Here is a 19,671-nt window from a genome sequence, read left to right on the forward strand (position 1 = left end):
AGGGGCGGCTGGAGCATCGACTAACCGATGCACCAGCCGCCCCTCCTGTTACGTCAGGCCGCCTCGAACGCCCGCCGGATCAGCGGCGCCGCCTTCTCCAAGTCGGCTGCCGAGACGACGCGGACCTCCAGGTCGCCGGTCCCGAGGTGTCCGATACCGCGCATGTCCCGGGTGAAGCCCTCCTCCAACTCGACCGTGTCCGGTTCGAGTCTGAGGTACACCAGGATCGCCTCGTGCTTCGGACGGAAGATCACCGACGCCACGTTCACCAACCGCCGGTAGGCGATGTAGTGCCGCAACGGCGCCACCTCCACCTCGCCCCAGGCCGTGAGCGCCGCGTCCAGTTCCGCGTACAGGTCCCGCAGGCACTCCGGCACCGCTCCTCCACCCGCAGGCGCAGAGATCGCCGAAGACGTCGGCACGCTGTCCGCCACGGGTGCCCGCTCCCGGCCCCGGCGAGAAGAGGCAGCGCTCGGGAAGCCGGTCGCGGAGTCCACGAGCAGCAGCCCCAGCAGGCCACCGTCGAAGATCCGGTAGCGCACCAGGTCGATCCGCTCGGGCAACCTCTGCACCGCCACCCGGTCGTGATGCGAGAAGCCCGCCGCGATGCAGATCATCCGCGGACGACACCAGTCGACGGACTCGGCCACCTCCGCCCCCAGCACCTTCCGCACGAGCGCCTCGAACTCGTGGTGCGCCGACTCCAGCCAGGACAGGTAGGAGACCGCCTGGGACACCACCCCGCTGTCCGAGCCCTTCTTGAACTCGATCACCACCGGGCTGCCGTTCTCATCGAGCCCCAGGGTGTCGATCCGCCCCCGGTGCCAAGGCCCGGTCGGATACTCCGAGGCCAGGAAACGGACGCCCAGCATCTGATCCAGGCCGGCCTCGACCCGCCGCTGCAGCTCCACCTCCAGCGCCACCGTCGAGCCGGCCAGCTCGACATCCCGTCCGTCCGCGCCCTGCCGGAACATCATCAGCTCGGCCACCAGCGCCCCCTCCCGCGATCTCTACAAGGAAACCAATCGAACGAACGCCCTGGCTATTCCGCTCGCGGGCGGTCCGAGGGCAGAACTGTACGGGTCCTTTTGTCAGCGAGGTTCGATCGCTCGACAGGATTGGTCCATGCCGTGAAGAGGACTGCGATGAGAGGGAGCCCGGCCAGGAGAGCGAAGAGTGGTCCATAGCCACCGAGGGGCGCGGCGAGGGCTGCGCCTGCGAAGGGTGCGAGCGCGGCGGCGGTAGTTGCTGGCGCTGCGAGGAGTCCGGAGAGGCGGCCGTAGTGGGTTGCGCCCCATCGGTCGGTGATGGCGGTTGCCTGTAGGAGTGTGAGGTTGCCGCGGACCGCTCCGGCCAGGATCGACACAGCGATTAGCAGTACGTACGGACCGGGGACGGCTGCAAAGGCGGCGGTGGTCAGTCCACCGAGGGCGATGAGGATCGTCGTGCGGGCCGTGACGGTGGTCCGCCGGGAGAGGGTGGCGTACAGGGTGCGGCCGAGGGTTTGTCCGGCGCCGCCGATGCCGAGTGCCCAGGCGGCCTGGCTGGTGGTGTATCCGCGTTCCAGGAGGAGGGGAACGAGGGCGACGACGACGGCGTACATCGCGAAGCTGGACAGGGTGAAGGCGGCGGCGAGCAGGAGGAACGGTCGGCTGCGAGCGACTTCGGCAGTGTTTGCGGCCGTGTGGGCAGGGCCGGTTGGGGCGTCGGGCCAGGGCGCGCGCAGGGCCAGGGCGTGGGCGGGGATGGTGATGGCGGCGAGGATGCCAGCGAGCACGAGGTAGGTGTGGCGCCAGGACAGATGGTCGGCGAGTGCTGCAGTCAGGGGTGCGAAGACGGTTGACGCGAGCCCGCCGGCAAGGGTGACGACAGTCAGGGCCCGCACGTGGTCGGGGCCCCACCAGCGGGTGAGAGCGGCGAACGCGGGCTGATAGAACGTGGCCGCCATCGCGAGTCCGGCGAGCGCCCAACCGACGATGAATACCGGGATGTTCGGGGCTGCGGCCACGATCAGCAGGCTGACCACGCCGAGCACGGAGCCGACGGTCATGACGGTGCGCGGTCCGCGTCGGTCGAGGATGCGCCCGACGCGGATCCCGGCGAGGGCGGAGACGACGAGGCCGAGTGAGAACGCCGCGGTGGTTGCCCCGGCCGGCCAGCCGGTCGCGGCGTTGATCTGGGGGTTGAGGACGGGGAAGGCGTAGTAGACGATGCCCCAGCTCACGATCTGCGTGATGCACAGGGCGGGCAGGGCGGCGCGGGGCCGCGACCGGCCCCCTATTCCGGTCGCGGCCCCGCGCGTGGGGGTGCCTAGGTCGGTCACGAGCCGCAGCAGCCACCTGCGGGGGCTTCTTCGGCAGCTGCTCCGATCGTGGCGGGGGCACCGAGCTGGACGAGCTGCGGGGTGGGCGCGCAGCAGCCGCCGCCGTCGGCCTGCTGGGTGTCGGGGGTGTCGAACAGGCCGGCACCGCCGCAGACTCCGGTCTCGGGCAGGGTGAGTTCCACGCGGTCGGCGGACTCGATGTCGCCGGCGATCGCGGCGGCCACGGAGCGCACCTGCTCGTATCCCGTCATCGCGAGGAACGTCGGAGCGCGGCCGTAGGACTTCATCCCGACCAGGTAGACCCCCGTCTCCGGGTGGGAGAGCTCGCGGTGGCCGTGCGGGTAGACAGTCCCGCAGGAGTGCTGGTTGGGGTCGATCAGCGGAGCCAGCTCGACGGGCGCCTGGAGGCGCTCGTCGAGGCCCAGGCGCAGCTCGTCCAGGAAGGACAGGTCGGGGCGGAAACCGGTGAGGACGATGACCTCGTCGACCGGGTCCAGGCGGCGCCCGTCCTCGCCGATCAGGACCAGGGCGCCGTCTGCGTCGCGCTCGAAGGCGTCGGTGCGGAAGCCGGTGACCGCGTCCGCGTGGCCCTCGTCGACTGCGGCCTTCGCCGCCAGGCCCAGGGCTCCGCGGGCCGGGAGCTGGTCGGCCTCGCCCCCGCCGAAGGTGGAACCCGAGATACCCCGGCGCAGGATCCATACGCCCTTCGTGCCTGCGCCGTCCTTGGACTTGGCGAGGTCGGCGAGGTAGGCGAGAGCGGTGAAGGCGGAGGCGCCGGAGCCGATCACAGCGGTGCGCTTGCCCGCGTACCGCGCGCGCACGGCCGGGTTCTTCAGGTCCGGGACGCGGTAGGTGATCCGGTCGGCTGCGGCCTTCTCGCCGAGGGCGGCGAGGCCGCTGCCGCCGGCGGGGCTGGGCGTGTCCCAGGTGCCGGAGGCGTCGATGACGGCGCGGGCGAAGAGGCGCTCCTCACGGCCGTCTGCGTGGGCGAGGTGCACGACGAAGGGCTGCTGCTCGCGGTCGGCGTCGACGATGCGGTCCCGGCCGCTGCGCGAGACGCCGATGACGGTGGCGCCGAGACGGACGCGGTTACCGAGGGCGTCGGCGAGCGGCTGGAGGTAGAGGTCGGCCCAGTCGCCGCCGGAGGGGTAGGTGGCCGGGTCGGGCCGTGTCCAGCCGGTGGGGGCCAGCAGCTTCTCGGCGGCGGGGTCGACGACCTCGGCCCAGGTGGAGAACAGGCGCACGTGCGACCACTCGCGCACCGCAGCGCCGGCGCTTGGGCCGGCTTCCAGGACCAGGGGCTCGATGCCCTGGTCGATGAGGTGGGCGGCGGCGGCCAGACCGGCGGGTCCGGCTCCGATCACGACGACGGGCAGCTCGGTGGTGGCGGGCGCGTTCACGGCGACTCCTTGCGTGTTTCGACATCTGTCGATGGCTTGTGCGGCCCAGCATCGCACCTGTATTGATGAGCGTCAACATAGACATTCATCGAAACCAGGGGGATTCCTGATGCAGCGCATCGACGTCGCCGTGATCGGCGGCGGTCAGTCCGGGCTCGCCGCCGCCCACACCTTGCTCCGCCGTGGGCTGCGGCCGGTGGTGCTGGAGGCATCCGGCGGTACGGCCGGGTCGTGGCCGCGCTACTACGACAGCCTCACGCTGTTCTCGCCCGCCCGGTACAGCTCCTTGCCCGGGATGCCGTTTCCCGGAGCTGACCGGGACCGCTACCCGCACCGTGACGAGGTCGTCGCCTACCTCACTGCCTACGCCGACCGCCTGGACGCCGACATCCGCACCGGCCAGCGCGTCACCTGCGTACGCCGGGCCGGATCCGAATTCGAGTTGACCCTCGACGCTGGCGGCCGGCTCACGGCCCGCGCCGTCGTCGCGGCCTCCGGAACCTTCGGGCGACCGCACCGGCCAGCACTGCCGGGCCTTCGGGAGTTCACCGGCCGGGTGCTGCACGCCGCCGACTACCGCAGCCCGTCGCCGTTCGCCGGCCGCCGGGTGGTCGTGGTCGGGGCCGGCAACTCCGCAGTGCAGATCGCCGCCGAGCTTGCAAGCACCGCGCACGTCACGCTCGCCACCCGCGGACCGGTGAAGTTCGCGGCGCAGCGCATCCTCGGCCGAGACCTGCACTTCTGGACGGCCCGCACCGGCGTGGACATCGCACCTCTCGGCCGGCTCTTGCCGCGCCCGCCGGCACAGCCGGTCCTCGATGACGGCCGTTACCGCGCAGCCCTGGCCGCCGGGCAACCTGACCGGCGATCACTGTTCACCGGCTCCGACGGGGCCAAGCTCCTCTGGCCGGACGGAGAGCGGGAGGAGGTCGACGTGATCGTGCTCGCCACGGGCTACCGCCCCGACCTGCCCTACCTCAGCGACCTCGGCGACGCCCTCGATTCCGAACGGAAGCCGCAGCACCGCGAGGGGCTCGCCATCGGGGTGCCGGGGCTGGCGTTCGTGGGGCTTGAGTGGCAGCGCAGCCTGTCGTCGAACTCGCTGCGCGGGGTCGGACGGGACGCGGAGCGGATCGCCCGGCGCCTGGCTGACTGCCTTGCCCGCCGGTGACGACTCTCGCGGCGCTGGTTCGACGTGTGTCAACATAGACGTATGTCGAATGCGAAGGTACTGCCGCTGCTCGACCTCACCGGCGGCCAGGGTGTCGCGCCGTGCTGCCCGCCGCTGACCGAGCGCCCCATGACCGCAGAGGAGGCCGAGACGGCTTCGCGGATGTTCAAGGCGCTGGGCGACCCAGTCCGGCTGCGGCTGTTCTCCGCCGTGGCCTCGCACGAGGGCGGGGAGGCGTGCGTATGCGACATCTCCGATGTCGGCGTCTCCCAGCCCACGGTGTCCCATCACCTGAAGAAGCTGAAGGAGGCCGGGCTGCTCACCTCCGAGCGGCGCGGCACCTGGGTCTACTACCGGGTCGAGCCGTCGGTGCTCGCCGCGATGGGCAAGCTGCTGGCCGTGCCGGCCGCGGCCTGACACTGGACAGGACAGAGGGGGAAGCAGTGAGTCGGGCGCTGAGTGTGGCGGTCATGCCGCTGACGGCGGAGCATGCCGAGCAGGTGCTGGCCATCTACCAGGCCGGCATCGACGAGGGCAATGCCACCTTCGAGACCACCCCACCGTCGTGGGAGGCGTTCGACGCCACGAAGCTGCCCGAGCACCGCTTTGCCGCTCTCGACGAGCACGGAGCGGTGCTGGGCTGGGTCGCCGCGAGCCGGGTCTCGGACCGGTGCGCGTACGCGGGTGTGGTCGAGCACTCCGTCTACGTTCACCCCGCCGCCCGCGGTCGCGGCGTCGCCTCCTCCTTGCTGAAGGCCCTGATCGACTCCACCGAGCAGGCCGGGATCTGGACCATCCAGTCCGGGATCTTCCCCGAGAACGCCGCCAGCCTCGCCGTTCACCAGCGGACCGGCTTCCGCGTCATCGGCACCCGGGAGCGGATCGGACGCCATCACGGCATCTGGCGCGACGTCGTCCTCATCGAACGCCGCAGCCCCGCCGCCACCTGACCGTCAGAGAAGCTGAGCGATCGCCTGTGCAGCGTCACGGGCCGGGCGGCCGACACCGATGAGCGTGGCTGAGGCGGGGCCGGTCCAGTCGCCGTAGCCGAGCAGGTGCAGCCGCGGTTCGCCGAGCGCCCGCGTGCCGTCGGTGGGGATGTGCCCCCGCGCGCTGCGCAGGTTCAGCGGGGCGAGATGGGCGAGCGCCGGGCGGAAGCCGGTGCACCAGATGACCGCGTCAGCGCCCGAATGACTGCCGTCGGCCCACCGGGCACCGTCGGCGGCGAGGCGGGCGAACATAGGCTTCGCGACCAAGAGCCCTGCGTCGCGGGCGGCACGGACGGGCGGCACGGCGACGATGTCACCGAGCGAGGCGACCCCGCCGGTGTCCCTGCGGCCCTCTTCGAGGGCGCGGCGGCGGGCGGTGGCCACGTCGAACAGGGTCCGGCCGTCGAAGTCGTCGGCCAGGAACTGCGGCGGGCGCTGGGTCACCCACGTCACCTCGACCTGGCCGTCCAGGGCGAGGTCGGCGGCGGTCTGTGCGCCGGAATTCCCGCCGCCGACCACGACGACCCGCTGACCGGTGAAGTCGGCCGGCGAGCGGTAGTTCACCGTGTGCAGCTGCCGACCGGTGAAGGCGCTGCGGCCGGGAACGGCAGGGAGGAAGGGCCGCGACCAGGTGCCGGTCGCGCTGATGACCGCGCGGGCCCGCCACAGACCGGTGTCCGCCTCGACCAGCAGCGATTCGCCCTCCCGGCGTACGGCATTCACGCGGGTGCCGTGCTGCACGGGCAGGTCGTAGCGCTTCTCGTAGTCGGCCAGGTAGTCCACCACGTGCCCGGCGTCCGGGTAGATCTCGCCCGCCTGGGCGGGCATGAGCCTCCCCGGCAGCGAGGAGTGCTCTGCGGGGGAGAACAGGTGCAGGGAGTCCCACATGTGCTGCCAGGCCCCGCCCGGAGCCGGACCGGCGTCCAGGACGGTGAAGTCCAGGTTCTGGCGGCGCAGGTGGTAGCCGGCGGCGAGCCCGGCCTGGCCGCCGCCGACCACCACCACGTCGACCCGGTGCGTCATGGGGCCGTCGTCACCGCGTCGGCGGCGAACTTCTTTCGCCAGGCGAGCGCGACGTAGACCAGGCCGATCAGTACCGGGACCTCGATGAGCGGTCCGACGACGCCGGACAGGGCTTGACCGGAGGTGACGCCGAAGGTGGCGATGGCGACCGCGATGGCCAGCTCGAAGTTGTTGCCCGCCGCGGTGAACGCCAGGGTCGTGGTGCGGTCGTAGGCCAGGCCCAGACCCTTGCCGAGGAGGAAGGTGCCGAAGAACATGATCGCGAAGTACACCAGCAGCGGCAGCGCGATCCGCACGACGTCCAGCGGCTGCGAGGTGATGGTCTTCCCCTGCAGGGCGAAGAGAATGACGATCGTGAACAGCAGCCCGTACAGGGCCCACGGGCCGATCCTCGGCAGGAATCTCGCCTCGTAGCCCTCGCGGCCCATCCTCTGCTCGCCGATGCGTCGGGTGAGGAAGCCAGCCAGCAGCGGGATACCGAGGAAGATGACGACGTTCAGCGCAATGTGCCAGACGGATACGTCCAGACCCTGGCCGTCGCCCAGGTTCAGCCAGCGCGGTAGCAGGTCGAGGTAGAACCAGCCCAGCAGGCCGAACGCGATGACCTGGAAGACCGAGTTCAGTGCGACGAGGACGGCGGCGGCTTCGCGGTCGCCGCAGGCGAGGTCGTTCCAGATGATGACCATGGCGATGCAGCGGGCGAGGCCGACGATGATCAGGCCGGTGCGGTACTCGGGAAGGTCCGGCAGGAAGATCCACGCCAGGGCGAACATGACGGCGGGGCCGACGACCCAGTTGATGACCAGCGAGGAGATGAGCAGCTTGCGGTCGCTGGTGACGCGGTCGAGCCGGTCGTAGCGGACCTTGGCGAGGACCGGGTACATCATGACGAGCAGGCCGAGCGCGATCGGCAGGGAGATCCCGCCGATCTCGATCTTCGCGAGCGCGTCGTTCATCCCCGGGATGAGGCGGCCCAGGCCCAGGCCGACGGCCATGGCGAGCAGGATCCACACCGCGAGGTAGCGGTCGAGGGTGGAGAGCTTCTTGACGATCGAGTCGTCCCCGGCCGGGCTGGCACCCGGGGTCGGGGTGGTGGTGGGCTCGGTGGAGGTCACGGGCAGGCCCTCTTGTTCTCGGAAGCGGTGCGGGCGGAGTCGGCGAGCGCGGCGAACTGCTCGGAGAGCCCGGCCAGGACCTCGGGGCGCAGCTTGTAGTAGATGAACCGGCCGCAGGGTTCGGTGTCCACCACGCCGGCCTCGCGCAGGACCTTCATGTGGTTGGAGAGGTTGGTCTGCTTGGCGCCGGTCTCCTCGACCAGGTGCGTGGTGCACAGGGTCTCGCGGGCGAGCAGGGTCACGATCTTGAGCCTGAGCGGGTCGGCCAGAACCCGGATCAGATCAGTGTCGACTGACGTCATCATGGACTGATACTGTCACATCATTCGGCACTGACACCAGTCCGTACTGAACTTGCTGGGCCTGTCGAAGGGGTTCCCATGTCCGTCCCACCATCTCCCACCTGGCCCGACGAGCGGCTCAGCGCCGGGGCCGCACGCCTCGCCTCCCGCCACCAAGGGCACTTCTCGGCGGAGACCGTGCAGCAGCTGCTCACCGACTCCTACCGGCTCCTCGCCGAGAACGCCCGGGTCCGCACGCACCTGGTGGTGTTGGCCGAGCGCCTGACCGCAGAGCGCCTCGATGCCCTCGCTCATACCCAGACGCCGGGTGCCGGGGGTGCGGTCCGCGTGCTGTTCGTGTGCGGGCACAACGCCGGCCGCTCGCAGATGGCCGCCGCCCTGCTGGCCCACCGTGCGGGCGAGCGCGTGGTCGTCTCCTCCGCCGGGACCGACCCGGCCGCCGAGGTCGAGCCCCACGTCGCTCAGGCGCTCCTGGAGGCGGGCCTGGCCGTCACGGACGCCTACCCCAAGCCCCTGACCAGCGAGGTCGTCGAGGCCGCCGACTACGTCATCACGATGGGCTGCGGCGACGCCTGCCCCGTGGCCCCCGGCCGGCACTACCTCGACTGGTCTGTCGCCGACCCTGACGGTGCTCCGATCGGCGTCGTACGCACCATCCTCGGCGACATCGACGCCCGCATCACCGACCTCCTGGCCGTCCTGCCGGACGCCTGACCGATCCCGTCCGCCCCACCTGCTGATCCACCTCACCACTTCACCAAGGGAACAACGATGTCCGACAAGCCCTCCGTTCTGTTCGTCTGCGTCCACAACGCCGGCCGCTCGCAGATGGCCGCCGCCTGGCTGACCCACCTGGCCGGAGACCGCGTCGAGGTCCGCTCCGCTGGCTCCAACCCGGGCACGGCCGTGAACCCGGCCGCCGTCGAGGCCATGGCCGAGGTCGGCATCGACATCTCCGCCGAGACCCCGAAGATCCTCACCGTCGACGCGGTCCGCGAGTCCGACGTCTGCATCACGATGGGCTGCGGCGACACCTGCCCCGTCTTCCCCGGCAAGCGCTACCTGGACTGGAAGCTCGAAGACCCGGCCGGCCAGGGCGTCGAGGCCGTGCGCCCCATCCGCGACGAGATCAAGACCCTCGTCGAGGGTCTCATCGCCGAGATCGCCCCGGAGAAGACGGCGTGAGCGAGATACACGAGGTCGTCATCATCGGCTCCGGACCCGCCGGATACACCGCCGCCCTCTACACCGCGCGCGCCCAGTTGAAGCCGTTGCTCTTCGGCAGCAGCATCTTCGTCGGCGGCTCGCTGACGACCACGACCGAGGTCGAGAACTTTCCCGGCTTCCCCGACGGCGTCGATGGCCCCGTCCTGATGGAGAACATGCGGGCCCAGGCCGAGAAGTTCGGCGCTGAGATGGTCGACGACGACATCGTCTCCGTCGACCTCACCGGCGACATCAAGCTCCTCATCGACTCCGCTGGCGCCGTCCACCGCGCGAGGACGGTGATCATCGCCACCGGCTCCGGCTACCGCAAACTCGGCCTCCCACGCGAGGAGGCGCTGTCCGGCCGCGGGGTGTCCTGGTGCGCCACATGCGACGGGTTCTTCTTCCGCGACCGCGACATCATCGTGGTCGGCGGCGGCGACACCGCCATGGAGGAAGCTACCTTCCTCACCCGCTTCGCCCGTTCCGTCACAGTCGTCCACCGCCGCTCCACCCTGCGCGCCTCCAAGGTCATGCAGGACCGGGCGTTCGCCGACGACAAGATCTCCTTCGCGTTCGACAGCGAGATCGCCGAGATCAAGGAGACGAACGGCATGCTCGGCGGCGTCGTCCTGCGTGAAGTCTTCACTGGTGCCACCCGCGATCTGGATGTGACGGGGCTGTTCATCGCGATTGGCCACGACCCGCGCACCGAGCTGTTCGCGGACCAGCTCGACCTTGATGCCGAGGGCTACGTCACCGTCGCCGCTCCGACGACGCGTACCAACCTGCCCGGGGTGTTTGCCGCTGGCGATGTCGTCGACCACACCTACCGTCAGGCCATCACCGCCGCCGGTACCGGAGCCGCAGCAGCTCTGGACGCCGAGCGCTACCTTGCAGCCCTTAGCGAAACCTCGCAGACTACGGAACCGGACAAGACACCCGCCGCAGCCTGAACACCGAGTCCTCAGGATCGACCGCCATGGCTCTCAGGCACGGCACCGATGACTCGCTCCAGTCACAGGCCCTGGCAAGCGGGTTGACCATGGTGCCCACAGCATCGACGTCACCTGAAGCGCGTGTGGGATTGTCGCATCCTGACAAGTGCCTCGGCGTGCCGACGAAATCGGTATCTGCCACTCCATCGGAGCAGGCAGAAGGCCACTGACAGCCGCACGGAGAGGCGCTCCGGCGGACAGCCGGTGGGCAGACGCCTTTGGACGAGCCAGCACCAGACTGCACGGGGGAGACCACCGCGCATGCCCTGATCAGGTAAAACGTGATCGGGTAGCACCGTGCGGCAGCACCCGGCATGAACGCTCTCGGTCTCGTAAAGCGTAGTCTCGGGTTCGAATGCCGAAGGCGGCTCTCTGAAGAACCTCAGGTCAGGCCTTTGAAACGGGGGTTTCTTGTATGGAGTGACCTTGGAATTCGGGTGAAACGGGCGCTGGCGGCTTGCGCAGCGCAATGCATAGGTCGCAGTTTCACGTGCTGCCGTCGATAAACTGCCGCAGGCCTGTGAGCTGCTGCTTTGCTCAGCCGAACCACGGAGTCCGGCAAGATCTCGACGTCTTCGGTGGACAGCCCGTGGACAGCTGTGCGTGATGGGCGGTCAGGAAACCTCTCGCCGTACCCGGGTTCTCGTGCCGGTCGGGCGGTCCGAGTGCTTCGATCAGCGGTCCCGGCCTTGTGCCGTCCCGACAGCCGTAGTGGGTTTCGGGGCGTCGGCGTACGCAGCGGCGAACTGGTCGATCTGCCGGTATCCGGTGCGCAGCAGGAAGGTGTTGAGGCGGCCGTGGGACTTGGCGCCCAGGATGTAGAAGTGGGGTTCGGGGTTGCGCAGGGCCTCGATCCCGGCGGACGGCTGGGTGAGGCAGTCGCCGCCCGCGGAGCCGAGGAGGGCGGCGGAGAGGTTCATGGGGGCGCCGGTGGCGTAGCACTCGTGGACCTGCAACTGCCGGTAGAGGGAGGTGTCGCCGGTGTACCCGGTCAGCGCTACGACGTGGTCGCAGACGACCGTGCGAGGGCCGTCGTCGGTGGCGAGTATGGCGCGTACCCGGTCGTCGGCGGGGTGCAGGGCCCGGACATGGGCACCGGTGTGGACGGTGACGCGGTCGTTGACACCGTTGGCGAAGGCCTGGGAGGTGTCGACGAGGTGCTGGCGGCCGGGCAGGGTGTCGTCGGGTACGGCGCCCCAGTCGGGTGTTGGTTTGCGCACCGCCCACTCGACGCGGGTGCCGGGCAGGGCGGCCAGGTCGCGGGCTGCGGTCTGGGCGGATTTTCCGGCGCCGACGAGGAGGACGGTTCCGGCCCAGCGGTCGGGGTCTTCGGTGTCCGGGAGAGTACGGGTGATGTGGTCGGCGAGGGCGCGTTCGCCGGGGGCGGGGATGCCGCCGGGTCCGAGGGTGTTGGGGTGGGAGTAGGTGCCGGTGCAGTCCAGGACGAGGTCGGCCTCCGCCGTGTCCTCGCCGCCGGGGGTGTCGAGCAGGAGGGTGAAGGGGGCGGCGGCGCGGGTGCTGGTGCCGATCTCTTCATGTTTGAGGAGGCCGGTGCGGGCGATGGCTGCGACGCGGCTGCTGTACCGAATGCGGCCTTCGAGAGCGGGGAGCGCGGCGACCGGGCCGAGGAGCTGGCTGGCCAGGTCGGTGCCCGTGGGGCAGTCGTCGCCGGTCGGGGCGGACGACAGGTGGGCCCGCATCCTGCGGGAGACGTTGAGGTCCCATGGGGTGAAGAGCCGGACATGGCCCCAGGCCCGCACGTGCGCGGCGGTGGTGTCCGCGGCTTCGTAGACGGTGAAGGTCCATCCGGCGTCGGCGCAGGCAAGTGCTGCGTCGAGACCGACGGGTCCGGCGCCGAGGATCGCGACGTGTTGTTGCATGGTGGACTTCCTTCCAAAGAGGTCAGATGGCGCAGTGGACGGGGCGGGGCAGGGTGCCGTCGGTGAGGCGGGCGGTGAAGAACCGTTCGGTGACGAGCTGTTGACCCACGGCGAGCGCGGTGCCGGCGGGTGCGAGGTGCATGTCGGGGCTGGTGGTGAGGTCGGCTCCGGCGGGGTGCCAGTGCAGTCCGTCGGCGGTGGCGGTCAGTTCGGGGATGCTGGAGTCCTCGCCGATCTCGACGCCGGTGTCGGACAGGCCGCGTCGCAGCAGCGGGCGTACCGCGAAGTGGTCGGCAGGCAGACCGAGTTCGGCCAGCAGCTCGGCGACCGCGGGGACCTCGTGCGTGTTGTCCGGTGTCTCGGTGAGGGCGACGCGCGGGGGCAGGCCGAGGTCGATCAGGTGGCGGATGCCGTCGATGGTGCGCTGCCATGAGCCCGAGCCGCGATGAAGATCATGAGTGTGGGCGGTGGCGCCGTCCAGGGAGGTCTGGACGGTGAGTTTGCGGTCGGCCAGGTCCGCGAGGCCGTCGGCGCGGCGGCCGCGGAGCAGCATCGCGTTGGTCATCACGACGGTGGGCAGTACGGCGGAGGCGTAGTCGAGGAGGCTGACGATGTCAGGGTGCAGGAAGGGCTCACCTCCGGTGAGGTACAGCTCGGTGAACCCGGCCTGTGCGGCCTCGTCGACCAGGGCACGGAAGGCATCGGTGGGCAGGGTGCGGGCGAGTGCTTTCGGTGAGGAGGCGACCGCGCAGTAGTCGCAGGCCAGGTTGCAGTGGAAGTTGGTGTAGATCCACAACCGGGAGGGGAAGTACGGGGTGCCGAACAGCGGGACCACCGGCCGGTCGCTCCGAAGGGCCTGGGGCGTGGTCTCTCCCCAGCCGTCGTTCGCGGGGCGGAAGCCGGAGGGCAGGGTGGAGCGGTAGAGGTGGTAGCGGCCCCGGGATCGTTCGCGTGGCGGCAGGATTTCCAGGCAGGTGGTCCACCAGCCGGTCTCGATGGTCTCGGCGAAGATCTCGGGCAGCCCGGCGGCGCGCATCGAGGCGGCCTGTGCCCGCCAGTCGTACGCGAGGGGGATCAGCTCGGCGGTGACGTGCCCGTCGGACAGGTCGAGGATCGCGTACCAGACGTCGCGTCGGCCGTCGTTGGCGGGTTTCCCGAGCACGCCGACGTTGACGGCGAGGGTGTCGCCGATGCGCCGCTGCCAGGGCAGGCCGCTGTGGGTGCACAGGACGACAGCGGCGCCGGACGCGTCGGTGCGCAGGCGGTGCTGCTCCTCGGGCAGTGACTCCCACCAGAAGTCGTTCAGCGCCAGGGTCGAGCCGTGGACCATGTGGACGTCGACGCCGTCGATGGTTTCCCGGCGTTCGGTGGGCAGGGTGTCCATCCAGGCGGCGAAGTCGCGGCTGGTGGTGGCGAGGGTGTGGTCGTAGATCAGCTGGGCGTACTCGTTGTCTTTCGGGTCGCGGTAGCCGCAGCCGCAGTCGGTGTCGCCGCGGGCGATGGCCACGTCGTAGTTTCCGGCGACGCACTCGACGGTGTTGTCGGTGAGGATGGGCCACAGAGCGTTGACGTCGGCGCCGAAGCCGCCGAGGTCGCCCAGGCAGAAGAGCCGTTCTGCGCCCCGGGCGCGGGCGTCGTCGACGAATGCCTGGAGGGCGTAGGGGTTTCCGTAGGGCCCTCCGCAGACTGCGATGCGCATGAGGTCGGTCTCCAAGGAGTCGTATAGATCGTGCGGGACGAGAGGGCTCAGGGACGGCTGGTGCGTGGCACGGCCGGGGTTCTCTTCGGGAAGAGGCGGGGGCCGGCGGCGTAGCGGGCGCGGATGGCTTCGGGGTCTGCGCCGGCGAAGTACAGCAGTTTCAGGTACTGCATGAAGGCGATCATGCGCCAGGTGCCGTGGGCGGTCAGGCGGCGTGAGGAGGCCGTCGAGGTGGCGGGCAGCAGGCGCAGCGGGCCGCGGCGGTGCAGGCGCCGTGACATCTCCAGGTCCTCCATGATGGCCAGGTCGGGGAAGCCTCCGAGTTCGTCGAAGGCGCTGCGGCGGATGAACATGGCCTGGTCGCCGAAGATGTGGTGGAGGCGGCGGGCGCGGGCGTTGGACGTCCACGCGAGGTAGTTCAGGGCGGGTGTTCTGCGGTCGAAGCGGAGGGTGAGGCCGCCTCCGACCACGGCCGGGTCGGTGAGTGCGGCCCGGATCTGGTCCAGCGCCTCGGGGGCGATGTCGGTGTCGGCGTGGACGAACCACAGGATGTCGCCGGACGCGTGCCGTGCGCCCTCATTCATCTGCCGGGCTCGTCCTCGCTCACTGGTGATCACGGTGGCGTGGGCGGCGGCGAGTTCGGCGGTGGCGTCGGTGGAACCGCCGTCCACGACGATCAGCTCGCAGTCGGGGAAGTCCCGGCACAGGCGGCTGGCCGCACGGTCGATCGCGGCTTCCTCGTTGAGTGCCGGGACGATGATCGACACCTGTGTCATGGGCCCTCCACCGGCTGGATCAGAGCGGCGATCGGCGCGGGCAGCGCCGGATCGGCGAGGAGGGCGGATGCGTCTTCGGGGGTGTCCAGGTCCCGCAGTGGGCACAGCAGTTTCACGCTCAGCCCTTCGCGCCGGGCGACGCCGAGGGTCGCCGTCCGTACCCGGTCTGTGCTCCAGACATCCGCGTCGAGGGCGAAGAGCGAGGTGTGGGGGGCGCGCAGGCCGATCAGGTAGTAGCCGCCGTCGAGCGCGGGGCCCAGCACCACGTCGTGGCTTTCCAGGGCGGTGAAGGCGGCGGTCAGGTGGTCGCCGGTGAGGGTCGGCGCGTCGGTGCCGATGACCAGGAGCGGGCCCGCGCCGTCGGTGAAGGCGTCGGTGACGGCGGCAGCCAGGCGCTGTCCGAGGTCTTCGCCGCGCTGGAGGCGCAGCCGGACGCCTGCCGGCGTCGTGGTGCCGATCGCGTCGCCGCCGTCGGCCGGGGCGTAGGCGAGGTAAGTCCGCGGAGCGTGGACGGTGGTCAGTTCCAGGGTGTGGCGGATGAGCCCGGCCTGGAGTTCGGCGCAGCGCTGCGGGCCGAGCAGGGGATGCAGCCGGGTCTTGACGGTGCCGGGGCGGGGCTCCTTGGCCATGATCAGGATCGCGGGGGTGCCCCGGTGAGCGGTGGCGTTCACGTGTCGAACCGGTAGACGAAGCCTGCCGCGCTCACGCTGTCCAGGGATGGCAGTGCGTGCCCGGCCAGCGTGGCGAAGACCTCCTTGCTGGCCGCCATGCGGTCCAGGAGTGCCTGTACAGGTTCCGGCTCGGGGGCGACGCCGTTGGCGTAGTCGGTGATGAAACCGACCAGGGCCATGGGCAGTTCGGCCTCACCGGCCAGGACGGCCTCCGGGCCCGCGGTCTGGCTGATCGCGCTGATCCCGGCTGCGGCCAGCGCGGCCACCTCCGAGCGCGAGTTGAACCGGGGACCGTCGACGTGTCCGTACACGCCCTGTGTGGCGACGGGTACCCCGGTCTGGTCGGCGGCGGTGATCAGCGCCTGGCGCAGGGGCTCGCTGAAGGGCCGGTCGAAGATCCAGTGGCCGCGTCCGGTCCCGCCGGGGGTGTCGTACCAGGTGCAGGGGGTGCCGTCGGGCAGCCGGTTGGCGGGGAAGTACAGGTCGTCGAAGACCACCAGCGAGCCCGGCCGCAGGTCCGGGTCGAGGGAGCCGCAGACGGTGAAGGACACCACGGCCTCCGCCTCGACGGCCAGCAGAGCGGCGAGGTTCGCCTTGTGGTCGACCTGGCTGGACAGGCGGTGGTGGCCAGTGCCGTGCCGGGGCAGCTGCACGATCTCCGCGCCCCCGAGGCGCCCCTCGGTGACGGTGACCGCGCCGTGTTCGGTGACGACGGTCCGCTCGGCCGCACCCTCCAGGTGGGGCCAGTCGTAGCTGCCGGAGCCGGTGATGACACCTATGCGCATGGACTGCTTCTCCTTCGGTTCTTCGGTTACATGTCGGACGTGCCGGGCGAGCGGCGTGTGGGGGTGCGGACCTCGACGATCGGCAGCAGGGTGCGCAGAGCGGCGTTCTCGGCGGGGTCGAGGACGGCGTGCTGGACGCAGGCGGGGACGAGGGTTCCGTTCTCGGGGTGGGCCATGGCGTAGTGGCAGGCGGCCAGCCGCTCCTGGGTCTCGCGCAGCCGGGGCTCCTCGGCCTGTTCGCCGCGCTGCATCATTTCCCAGGCCGGGGCGACGACGTCGGCGTCCATGAACTGGTGCATGACGAAGGTGACCGTACGCACTCGCATCCGGTGGCGGACCAGCCGCAGCAGCCCGACGCGGCGGGCGGTGCGGCCCAGCCAGCGAAAACTTGTCACCACGGTGGACGGATGGCGGACCGCCACCCGCACGATCCTTGCCGCGAGGAGGGCGGGCGGGGTGCCGGTGAAGGTCACCTTCCCGAAGTAGCGGAAGAACGCGTCGCGCACGGCGAGGTCGCGCGGGTCGTCGCCGTCGAGGAACGGATACCAGCGGCTGCCGACGTAGAAGCCGTAGGCGGTGCGGTTGCAGCGCACGTCGCCGTTCTCGAAGACTCGGTAGTCCAGCCGGGCTCCGGCACCGCGCTCGATCTCCGCCCACACCGCGTCCGGGGTCGCCTCGCGGAACTTCTCCTTCCAGCGGCGCTCGTCGCCGAGGAAGGCGGCGGGCTGGAAGGAGAACATGCCAAAGCCCATGGCGTGGCAGTCGCGGATCATGCTCGCGACCTCGTCGAGGTTGCCGGGGGTGACGGTCATGTTGTGGGCGAGGAAGAACCGCACACCGTGCTCGCGCCGGAGGCGGCGGAACATGGCGGCGAACCGGGCGCGGTAGGGATTGAGCGACTTCTCATCCGGCGGGCGCTCGATGCCGCGCCGGCCGTACATGAACTTGTCGAAGTGCGCGGCGAAGGACAGTCGTCCGAGGCGCTGTGTGCCGTCCGGTCCGAGTGCGAGGCGGGTGAGGTAGTCGTAGTCGAAGTCGCCGTGGGTGAAGCTCATCGGTTCCCGGCCGTGGTCCCGCATGATCGCGAGGGCGGCGGCGTGGTCGTCGGGGGTGAGCAGGCTGACCTCGCCGCCGATGAGCTGGGTGTGGGCACGTGGGCCCCGCAGCTTGCGCAGCAGGCGCATCTGCGCGGCGATCTGTTCGTGGGTGTGGGGGCCGTCGACGCGTACCTGGTTGGCGTCTCTGGAGTGGTAGCAGGGGGTGCACTTGAGGTTGCACTTGGGGAAGACGCCGTGGGTGCCCTCACAGCCGACGCCGTGCCGGCCGAGGATCTGGCCGGGGGTCCGGGCCGCGTCGGGGAGTTCCGCCCAGCGGCGCTCCATCGCCGCGGCGAACTCGGTGTCGTAGGGGCGGGTGGCACGTTCGAGGGCGCGCAGTTTCGCGGTGATCCGCATCAGGGGTTCTCCTGCGGGGTTCGAGCTGTACGAGCCGTGGCGGGCGACGAGGTGGGCCCGGCCCGGCGCAGGCCGCGCCACAGCAGCCCGGCGTACAACAGCATCAGGGCATCCTCGACGAGGACGTACCAGCGCAGCGGCTGGGCGAGGTAGGTGCCGAAGCAGCCGCAGTTGTCCAGGACGAGCCCGCGGGCGAACGCCTGGGAGGCGAGGGCCGACCACGCCACCGCGACAGCGGTGTAGAGCCATACGGGTGTGGTGGCGCGGGAGCGGGGCCGGGCGAGGAACCAGAGGGCCGTTACGGCCTGGGCGCTGATCAACGCCACGGCCAGGGCGGTCGAGGCCGCACCGGATGTCAGACCGTAGGTGGTCAGGATGGCGGGCATCGCGTCGAACGAAGCGGCCTGGCCGAGCGCCATCGCCGCCAGGAGCAGGCCTAGGACGGGACGAAGGATCACCTGATCACTCCTCTGCGGAGTTTCAGCAGCGCGCCGATGGGGCCGCTGCCCCGGGCGAGACGGGCGTAGACGTCGGTGAGCGCGGTGTGCCAGGGTCCGTCGGCGTAGGTGGGGTAGGGGTGCACGGTGCGGGCGTAGTCGGAGGGAGTCCAGCCCAGTCGCACTGCCGCCGCGAGATGGGCGATGGTCTCGCCGGCCCTCGGTGACACGACCGTGGCTCCGACGATCTTCCCGCGCGGGCCCAGGACCAGGGTGGTGAAGCCCTCGGTGCGGCCGTCGGCCACCGCCCGGTCCACCCGGTCGTTGTCCAGGGTGTGGACGCGCGCGCGGTCTCCGTACTTCGCGTGTGCCTCGTCGGAGGTGAGGCCGACGCGGGCGATCTCGGGATCGGTGTACGTCACCCGGGGCACCGCCCGGTAGTCGATGGGGCGGCGCACCCCCAGCAGAGCGTCGACGGCGGCTGCTCCGCCCTGTGTGCCGCCCAGGTGGGTGAAGGCCGAGCGGCCGGTGACATCTCCGGCGGCGTAGATGCGGTGGTTAGCGGTGCGCAGCCGGGCGTCGGTCCGGACGTGACCGGTCTCGGTCAGCTCTACACCGGCAGCCTCCAGACCGAGCCCTACGGTGTCGGCGTGGCGGCCCGTGGCGGCCAGAAGCGAGTCGTAGGGCAGAGGACCACCAGGTCCGTGGACGGCGTCGGTGCCGACTCGCTCGGCGCGGTAGCCGGTCAGTACGGTGACGCCCTCGGACCGCAGCCGTTCGCGCAGGACTTGGGAGGCCCGGGGTTCTTCGCGCGGCACCAGGCGGTCCATCGCCTCCACGAGAGTGACCTGCGAGCCGAGCCGGGCGAACGCCTGCCCCAGCTCGCAGCCGATCGGCCCGCCACCGAGCACCACCAGGCGGCGCGGGAGTTCGGACAGCTCCCAGACCGTGTCGCTGGTCAACGGCCCGCTCTCGACCAGGCCGGGGATCGGCACCAGGGCCGGCGAGGAGCCCGTGGCGATCAGCGCGTACCGGAAGGAGACCTCCCGCTCGCCCGCGGTCAGGGTGCCCGGGCCGGTGAAGGACGCCGCGCCGTGGGTGACGTGGACCCCGTACGGGGCCAGTGCGTCGGCCGAGTCGTGGGGTTCGATCGCGCCGATCGCCTGCTTCACCTCCGCCATGGCCGCTGTGAGGTCGGCCGGGCCGGACACCGGCGGGAGCCCGTAGGCAGCAGCGCGGCGGGCAGCCTGGACGTCGGCGGCGACATGCAGCAGTGCCTTGCTCGGCACACACCCTGTCCACAGGCAGTCCCCGCCCAGCCGGTCGCGTTCGACGAGCAGCGTGCGGGCGCCGAGGCGTCCGGCGGTGCGGGCCGCGGTCAGACCGGCACTGCCGCCGCCGATGACCACCAGGTCGAACCTCTTCATGGCGCGGAACTCTCT

The 19,671-nt window shown here is 70.8% G+C and carries 20 protein-coding genes; 6 read left to right on the forward strand and 14 right to left on the reverse strand.

Features of this window, described 5'->3' with window-relative positions; translation table 11 throughout:
• Nucleotides 1-53: 53 nt before the first annotated feature.
• From ACFYMO_RS17780 to ACFYMO_RS17790, 3 genes are read right to left on the reverse strand one after another with little or no spacing between them, the layout of a single operon-like run.
• Nucleotides 54-989: a DUF5655 domain-containing protein gene (locus ACFYMO_RS17780; protein ID WP_360379906.1), complete on the reverse strand. Its 936-nt coding sequence runs from the start codon at nucleotides 987-989 to the stop codon at nucleotides 54-56.
• A gap of 53 nt (nucleotides 990-1,042) precedes the next feature.
• Entirely contained in the window at nucleotides 1,043-2,323 is a 1,281-nt protein-coding gene (locus ACFYMO_RS17785; protein ID WP_164181878.1) for an MFS transporter, read from the reverse strand.
• Nucleotides 2,320-3,723, reverse strand: coding sequence for an NAD(P)-binding domain-containing protein (locus ACFYMO_RS17790; RefSeq protein WP_164181880.1), 1,404 nt, complete (start codon nucleotides 3,721-3,723; stop codon nucleotides 2,320-2,322). The genes ACFYMO_RS17785 and ACFYMO_RS17790 overlap by 4 nt, the downstream gene beginning before the upstream one ends.
• 109 nt (nucleotides 3,724-3,832) lie before the next feature.
• Here ACFYMO_RS17790 and ACFYMO_RS17795 point away from each other — a divergent pair, with 109 nt between their 5' ends.
• Genes ACFYMO_RS17795 through ACFYMO_RS17805 form a run of 3 tightly spaced genes read left to right on the forward strand, consistent with a single transcriptional unit; the run spans nucleotide 3,833 to nucleotide 5,844 of the window.
• Nucleotides 3,833-4,894, forward strand: coding sequence for an NAD(P)/FAD-dependent oxidoreductase (locus ACFYMO_RS17795; protein WP_164184060.1), 1,062 nt, complete (start codon nucleotides 3,833-3,835; stop codon nucleotides 4,892-4,894).
• Between the two features lie 42 nt (nucleotides 4,895-4,936).
• Nucleotides 4,937-5,311 (forward strand): helix-turn-helix transcriptional regulator, encoded by a 375-nt coding sequence (locus ACFYMO_RS17800; RefSeq protein WP_164181882.1) that lies wholly within the window; start codon nucleotides 4,937-4,939, stop codon nucleotides 5,309-5,311.
• A 53-nt stretch (nucleotides 5,312-5,364) separates the two neighbouring features.
• Nucleotides 5,365-5,844, forward strand: coding sequence for a GNAT family N-acetyltransferase (locus ACFYMO_RS17805; protein ID WP_164181884.1), 480 nt, complete (start codon nucleotides 5,365-5,367; stop codon nucleotides 5,842-5,844).
• A 3-nt stretch (nucleotides 5,845-5,847) separates the two neighbouring features.
• Here the strand turns inward: ACFYMO_RS17805 and ACFYMO_RS17810 are convergent, their stop codons facing one another.
• The 3 genes from ACFYMO_RS17810 to ACFYMO_RS17820 are packed head-to-tail and all read right to left on the reverse strand — an operon-like array spanning nucleotide 5,848 to nucleotide 8,326.
• Complete coding sequence (locus ACFYMO_RS17810; protein ID WP_388547273.1) at nucleotides 5,848-6,906, reverse strand: ArsO family NAD(P)H-dependent flavin-containing monooxygenase; 1,059 nt, start codon at nucleotides 6,904-6,906, stop codon at nucleotides 5,848-5,850.
• Nucleotides 6,903-8,021: an ACR3 family arsenite efflux transporter gene (gene arsB, locus ACFYMO_RS17815; protein ID WP_164181888.1), complete on the reverse strand. Its 1,119-nt coding sequence runs from the start codon at nucleotides 8,019-8,021 to the stop codon at nucleotides 6,903-6,905. Before arsB ends, ACFYMO_RS17810 begins: the two co-directional genes overlap by 4 nt.
• Complete coding sequence (locus ACFYMO_RS17820; RefSeq protein ID WP_164181890.1) at nucleotides 8,018-8,326, reverse strand: helix-turn-helix transcriptional regulator; 309 nt, start codon at nucleotides 8,324-8,326, stop codon at nucleotides 8,018-8,020. The genes arsB and ACFYMO_RS17820 overlap by 4 nt, the downstream gene beginning before the upstream one ends.
• Nucleotides 8,327-8,401: 75 nt before the next feature.
• Here ACFYMO_RS17820 and ACFYMO_RS17825 point away from each other — a divergent pair, with 75 nt between their 5' ends.
• From ACFYMO_RS17825 to trxB, 3 genes are read left to right on the forward strand one after another with little or no spacing between them, the layout of a single operon-like run.
• Nucleotides 8,402-9,037, forward strand: coding sequence for a three-helix bundle dimerization domain-containing protein (locus ACFYMO_RS17825; RefSeq protein ID WP_360379896.1), 636 nt, complete (start codon nucleotides 8,402-8,404; stop codon nucleotides 9,035-9,037).
• Between the two features lie 57 nt (nucleotides 9,038-9,094).
• A complete protein-coding gene (locus ACFYMO_RS17830) occupies nucleotides 9,095-9,508 on the forward strand; it encodes an arsenate reductase ArsC (protein WP_164181894.1) in 414 nt (137 codons plus the stop codon).
• Nucleotides 9,505-10,485 (forward strand): thioredoxin-disulfide reductase, encoded by a 981-nt coding sequence (trxB, locus tag ACFYMO_RS17835; RefSeq protein ID WP_164181895.1) that lies wholly within the window; start codon nucleotides 9,505-9,507, stop codon nucleotides 10,483-10,485. Before ACFYMO_RS17830 ends, trxB begins: the two co-directional genes overlap by 4 nt.
• Nucleotides 10,486-11,201: 716 nt before the next feature.
• Here trxB and ACFYMO_RS17840 read toward each other — a convergent pair.
• Genes ACFYMO_RS17840 through ACFYMO_RS17875 form a run of 8 tightly spaced genes read right to left on the reverse strand, consistent with a single transcriptional unit; the run spans nucleotide 11,202 to nucleotide 19,656 of the window.
• Nucleotides 11,202-12,407: an NAD(P)-binding domain-containing protein gene (locus ACFYMO_RS17840; RefSeq protein ID WP_164181896.1), complete on the reverse strand. Its 1,206-nt coding sequence runs from the start codon at nucleotides 12,405-12,407 to the stop codon at nucleotides 11,202-11,204.
• A gap of 22 nt (nucleotides 12,408-12,429) precedes the next feature.
• Nucleotides 12,430-14,106, reverse strand: a complete 1,677-nt coding sequence (locus ACFYMO_RS17845) for a radical SAM protein (protein ID WP_164181901.1) — start codon at nucleotides 14,104-14,106, stop codon at nucleotides 12,430-12,432.
• A 47-nt stretch (nucleotides 14,107-14,153) separates the two neighbouring features.
• Nucleotides 14,154-14,882, reverse strand: coding sequence for a TIGR04283 family arsenosugar biosynthesis glycosyltransferase (locus tag ACFYMO_RS17850; RefSeq protein ID WP_164181903.1), 729 nt, complete (start codon nucleotides 14,880-14,882; stop codon nucleotides 14,154-14,156).
• Complete coding sequence (locus tag ACFYMO_RS17855) at nucleotides 14,879-15,553, reverse strand: TIGR04282 family arsenosugar biosynthesis glycosyltransferase (RefSeq protein ID WP_164181905.1); 675 nt, start codon at nucleotides 15,551-15,553, stop codon at nucleotides 14,879-14,881. The genes ACFYMO_RS17850 and ACFYMO_RS17855 overlap by 4 nt, the downstream gene beginning before the upstream one ends.
• Nucleotides 15,550-16,338, reverse strand: coding sequence for an MTAP family purine nucleoside phosphorylase (locus ACFYMO_RS17860; protein ID WP_164181907.1), 789 nt, complete (start codon nucleotides 16,336-16,338; stop codon nucleotides 15,550-15,552). Before ACFYMO_RS17860 ends, ACFYMO_RS17855 begins: the two co-directional genes overlap by 4 nt.
• Before the next feature lie 26 nt (nucleotides 16,339-16,364).
• Nucleotides 16,365-17,792, reverse strand: a complete 1,428-nt coding sequence (locus ACFYMO_RS17865) for a radical SAM domain-containing protein (RefSeq protein WP_164181909.1) — start codon at nucleotides 17,790-17,792, stop codon at nucleotides 16,365-16,367.
• Complete coding sequence (locus tag ACFYMO_RS17870) at nucleotides 17,792-18,250, reverse strand: MauE/DoxX family redox-associated membrane protein (RefSeq protein WP_164181911.1); 459 nt, start codon at nucleotides 18,248-18,250, stop codon at nucleotides 17,792-17,794. Before ACFYMO_RS17870 ends, ACFYMO_RS17865 begins: the two co-directional genes overlap by 1 nt.
• Complete coding sequence (locus ACFYMO_RS17875) at nucleotides 18,247-19,656, reverse strand: NAD(P)/FAD-dependent oxidoreductase (RefSeq protein ID WP_164181921.1); 1,410 nt, start codon at nucleotides 19,654-19,656, stop codon at nucleotides 18,247-18,249. Before ACFYMO_RS17875 ends, ACFYMO_RS17870 begins: the two co-directional genes overlap by 4 nt.
• Between the last annotated feature and the right edge of the window lie 15 nt (nucleotides 19,657-19,671).

This window comes from Streptomyces sp. NPDC007025, assembly GCF_042869455.1.
GTDB lineage: Bacteria > Actinomycetota > Actinomycetes > Streptomycetales > Streptomycetaceae > Streptomyces.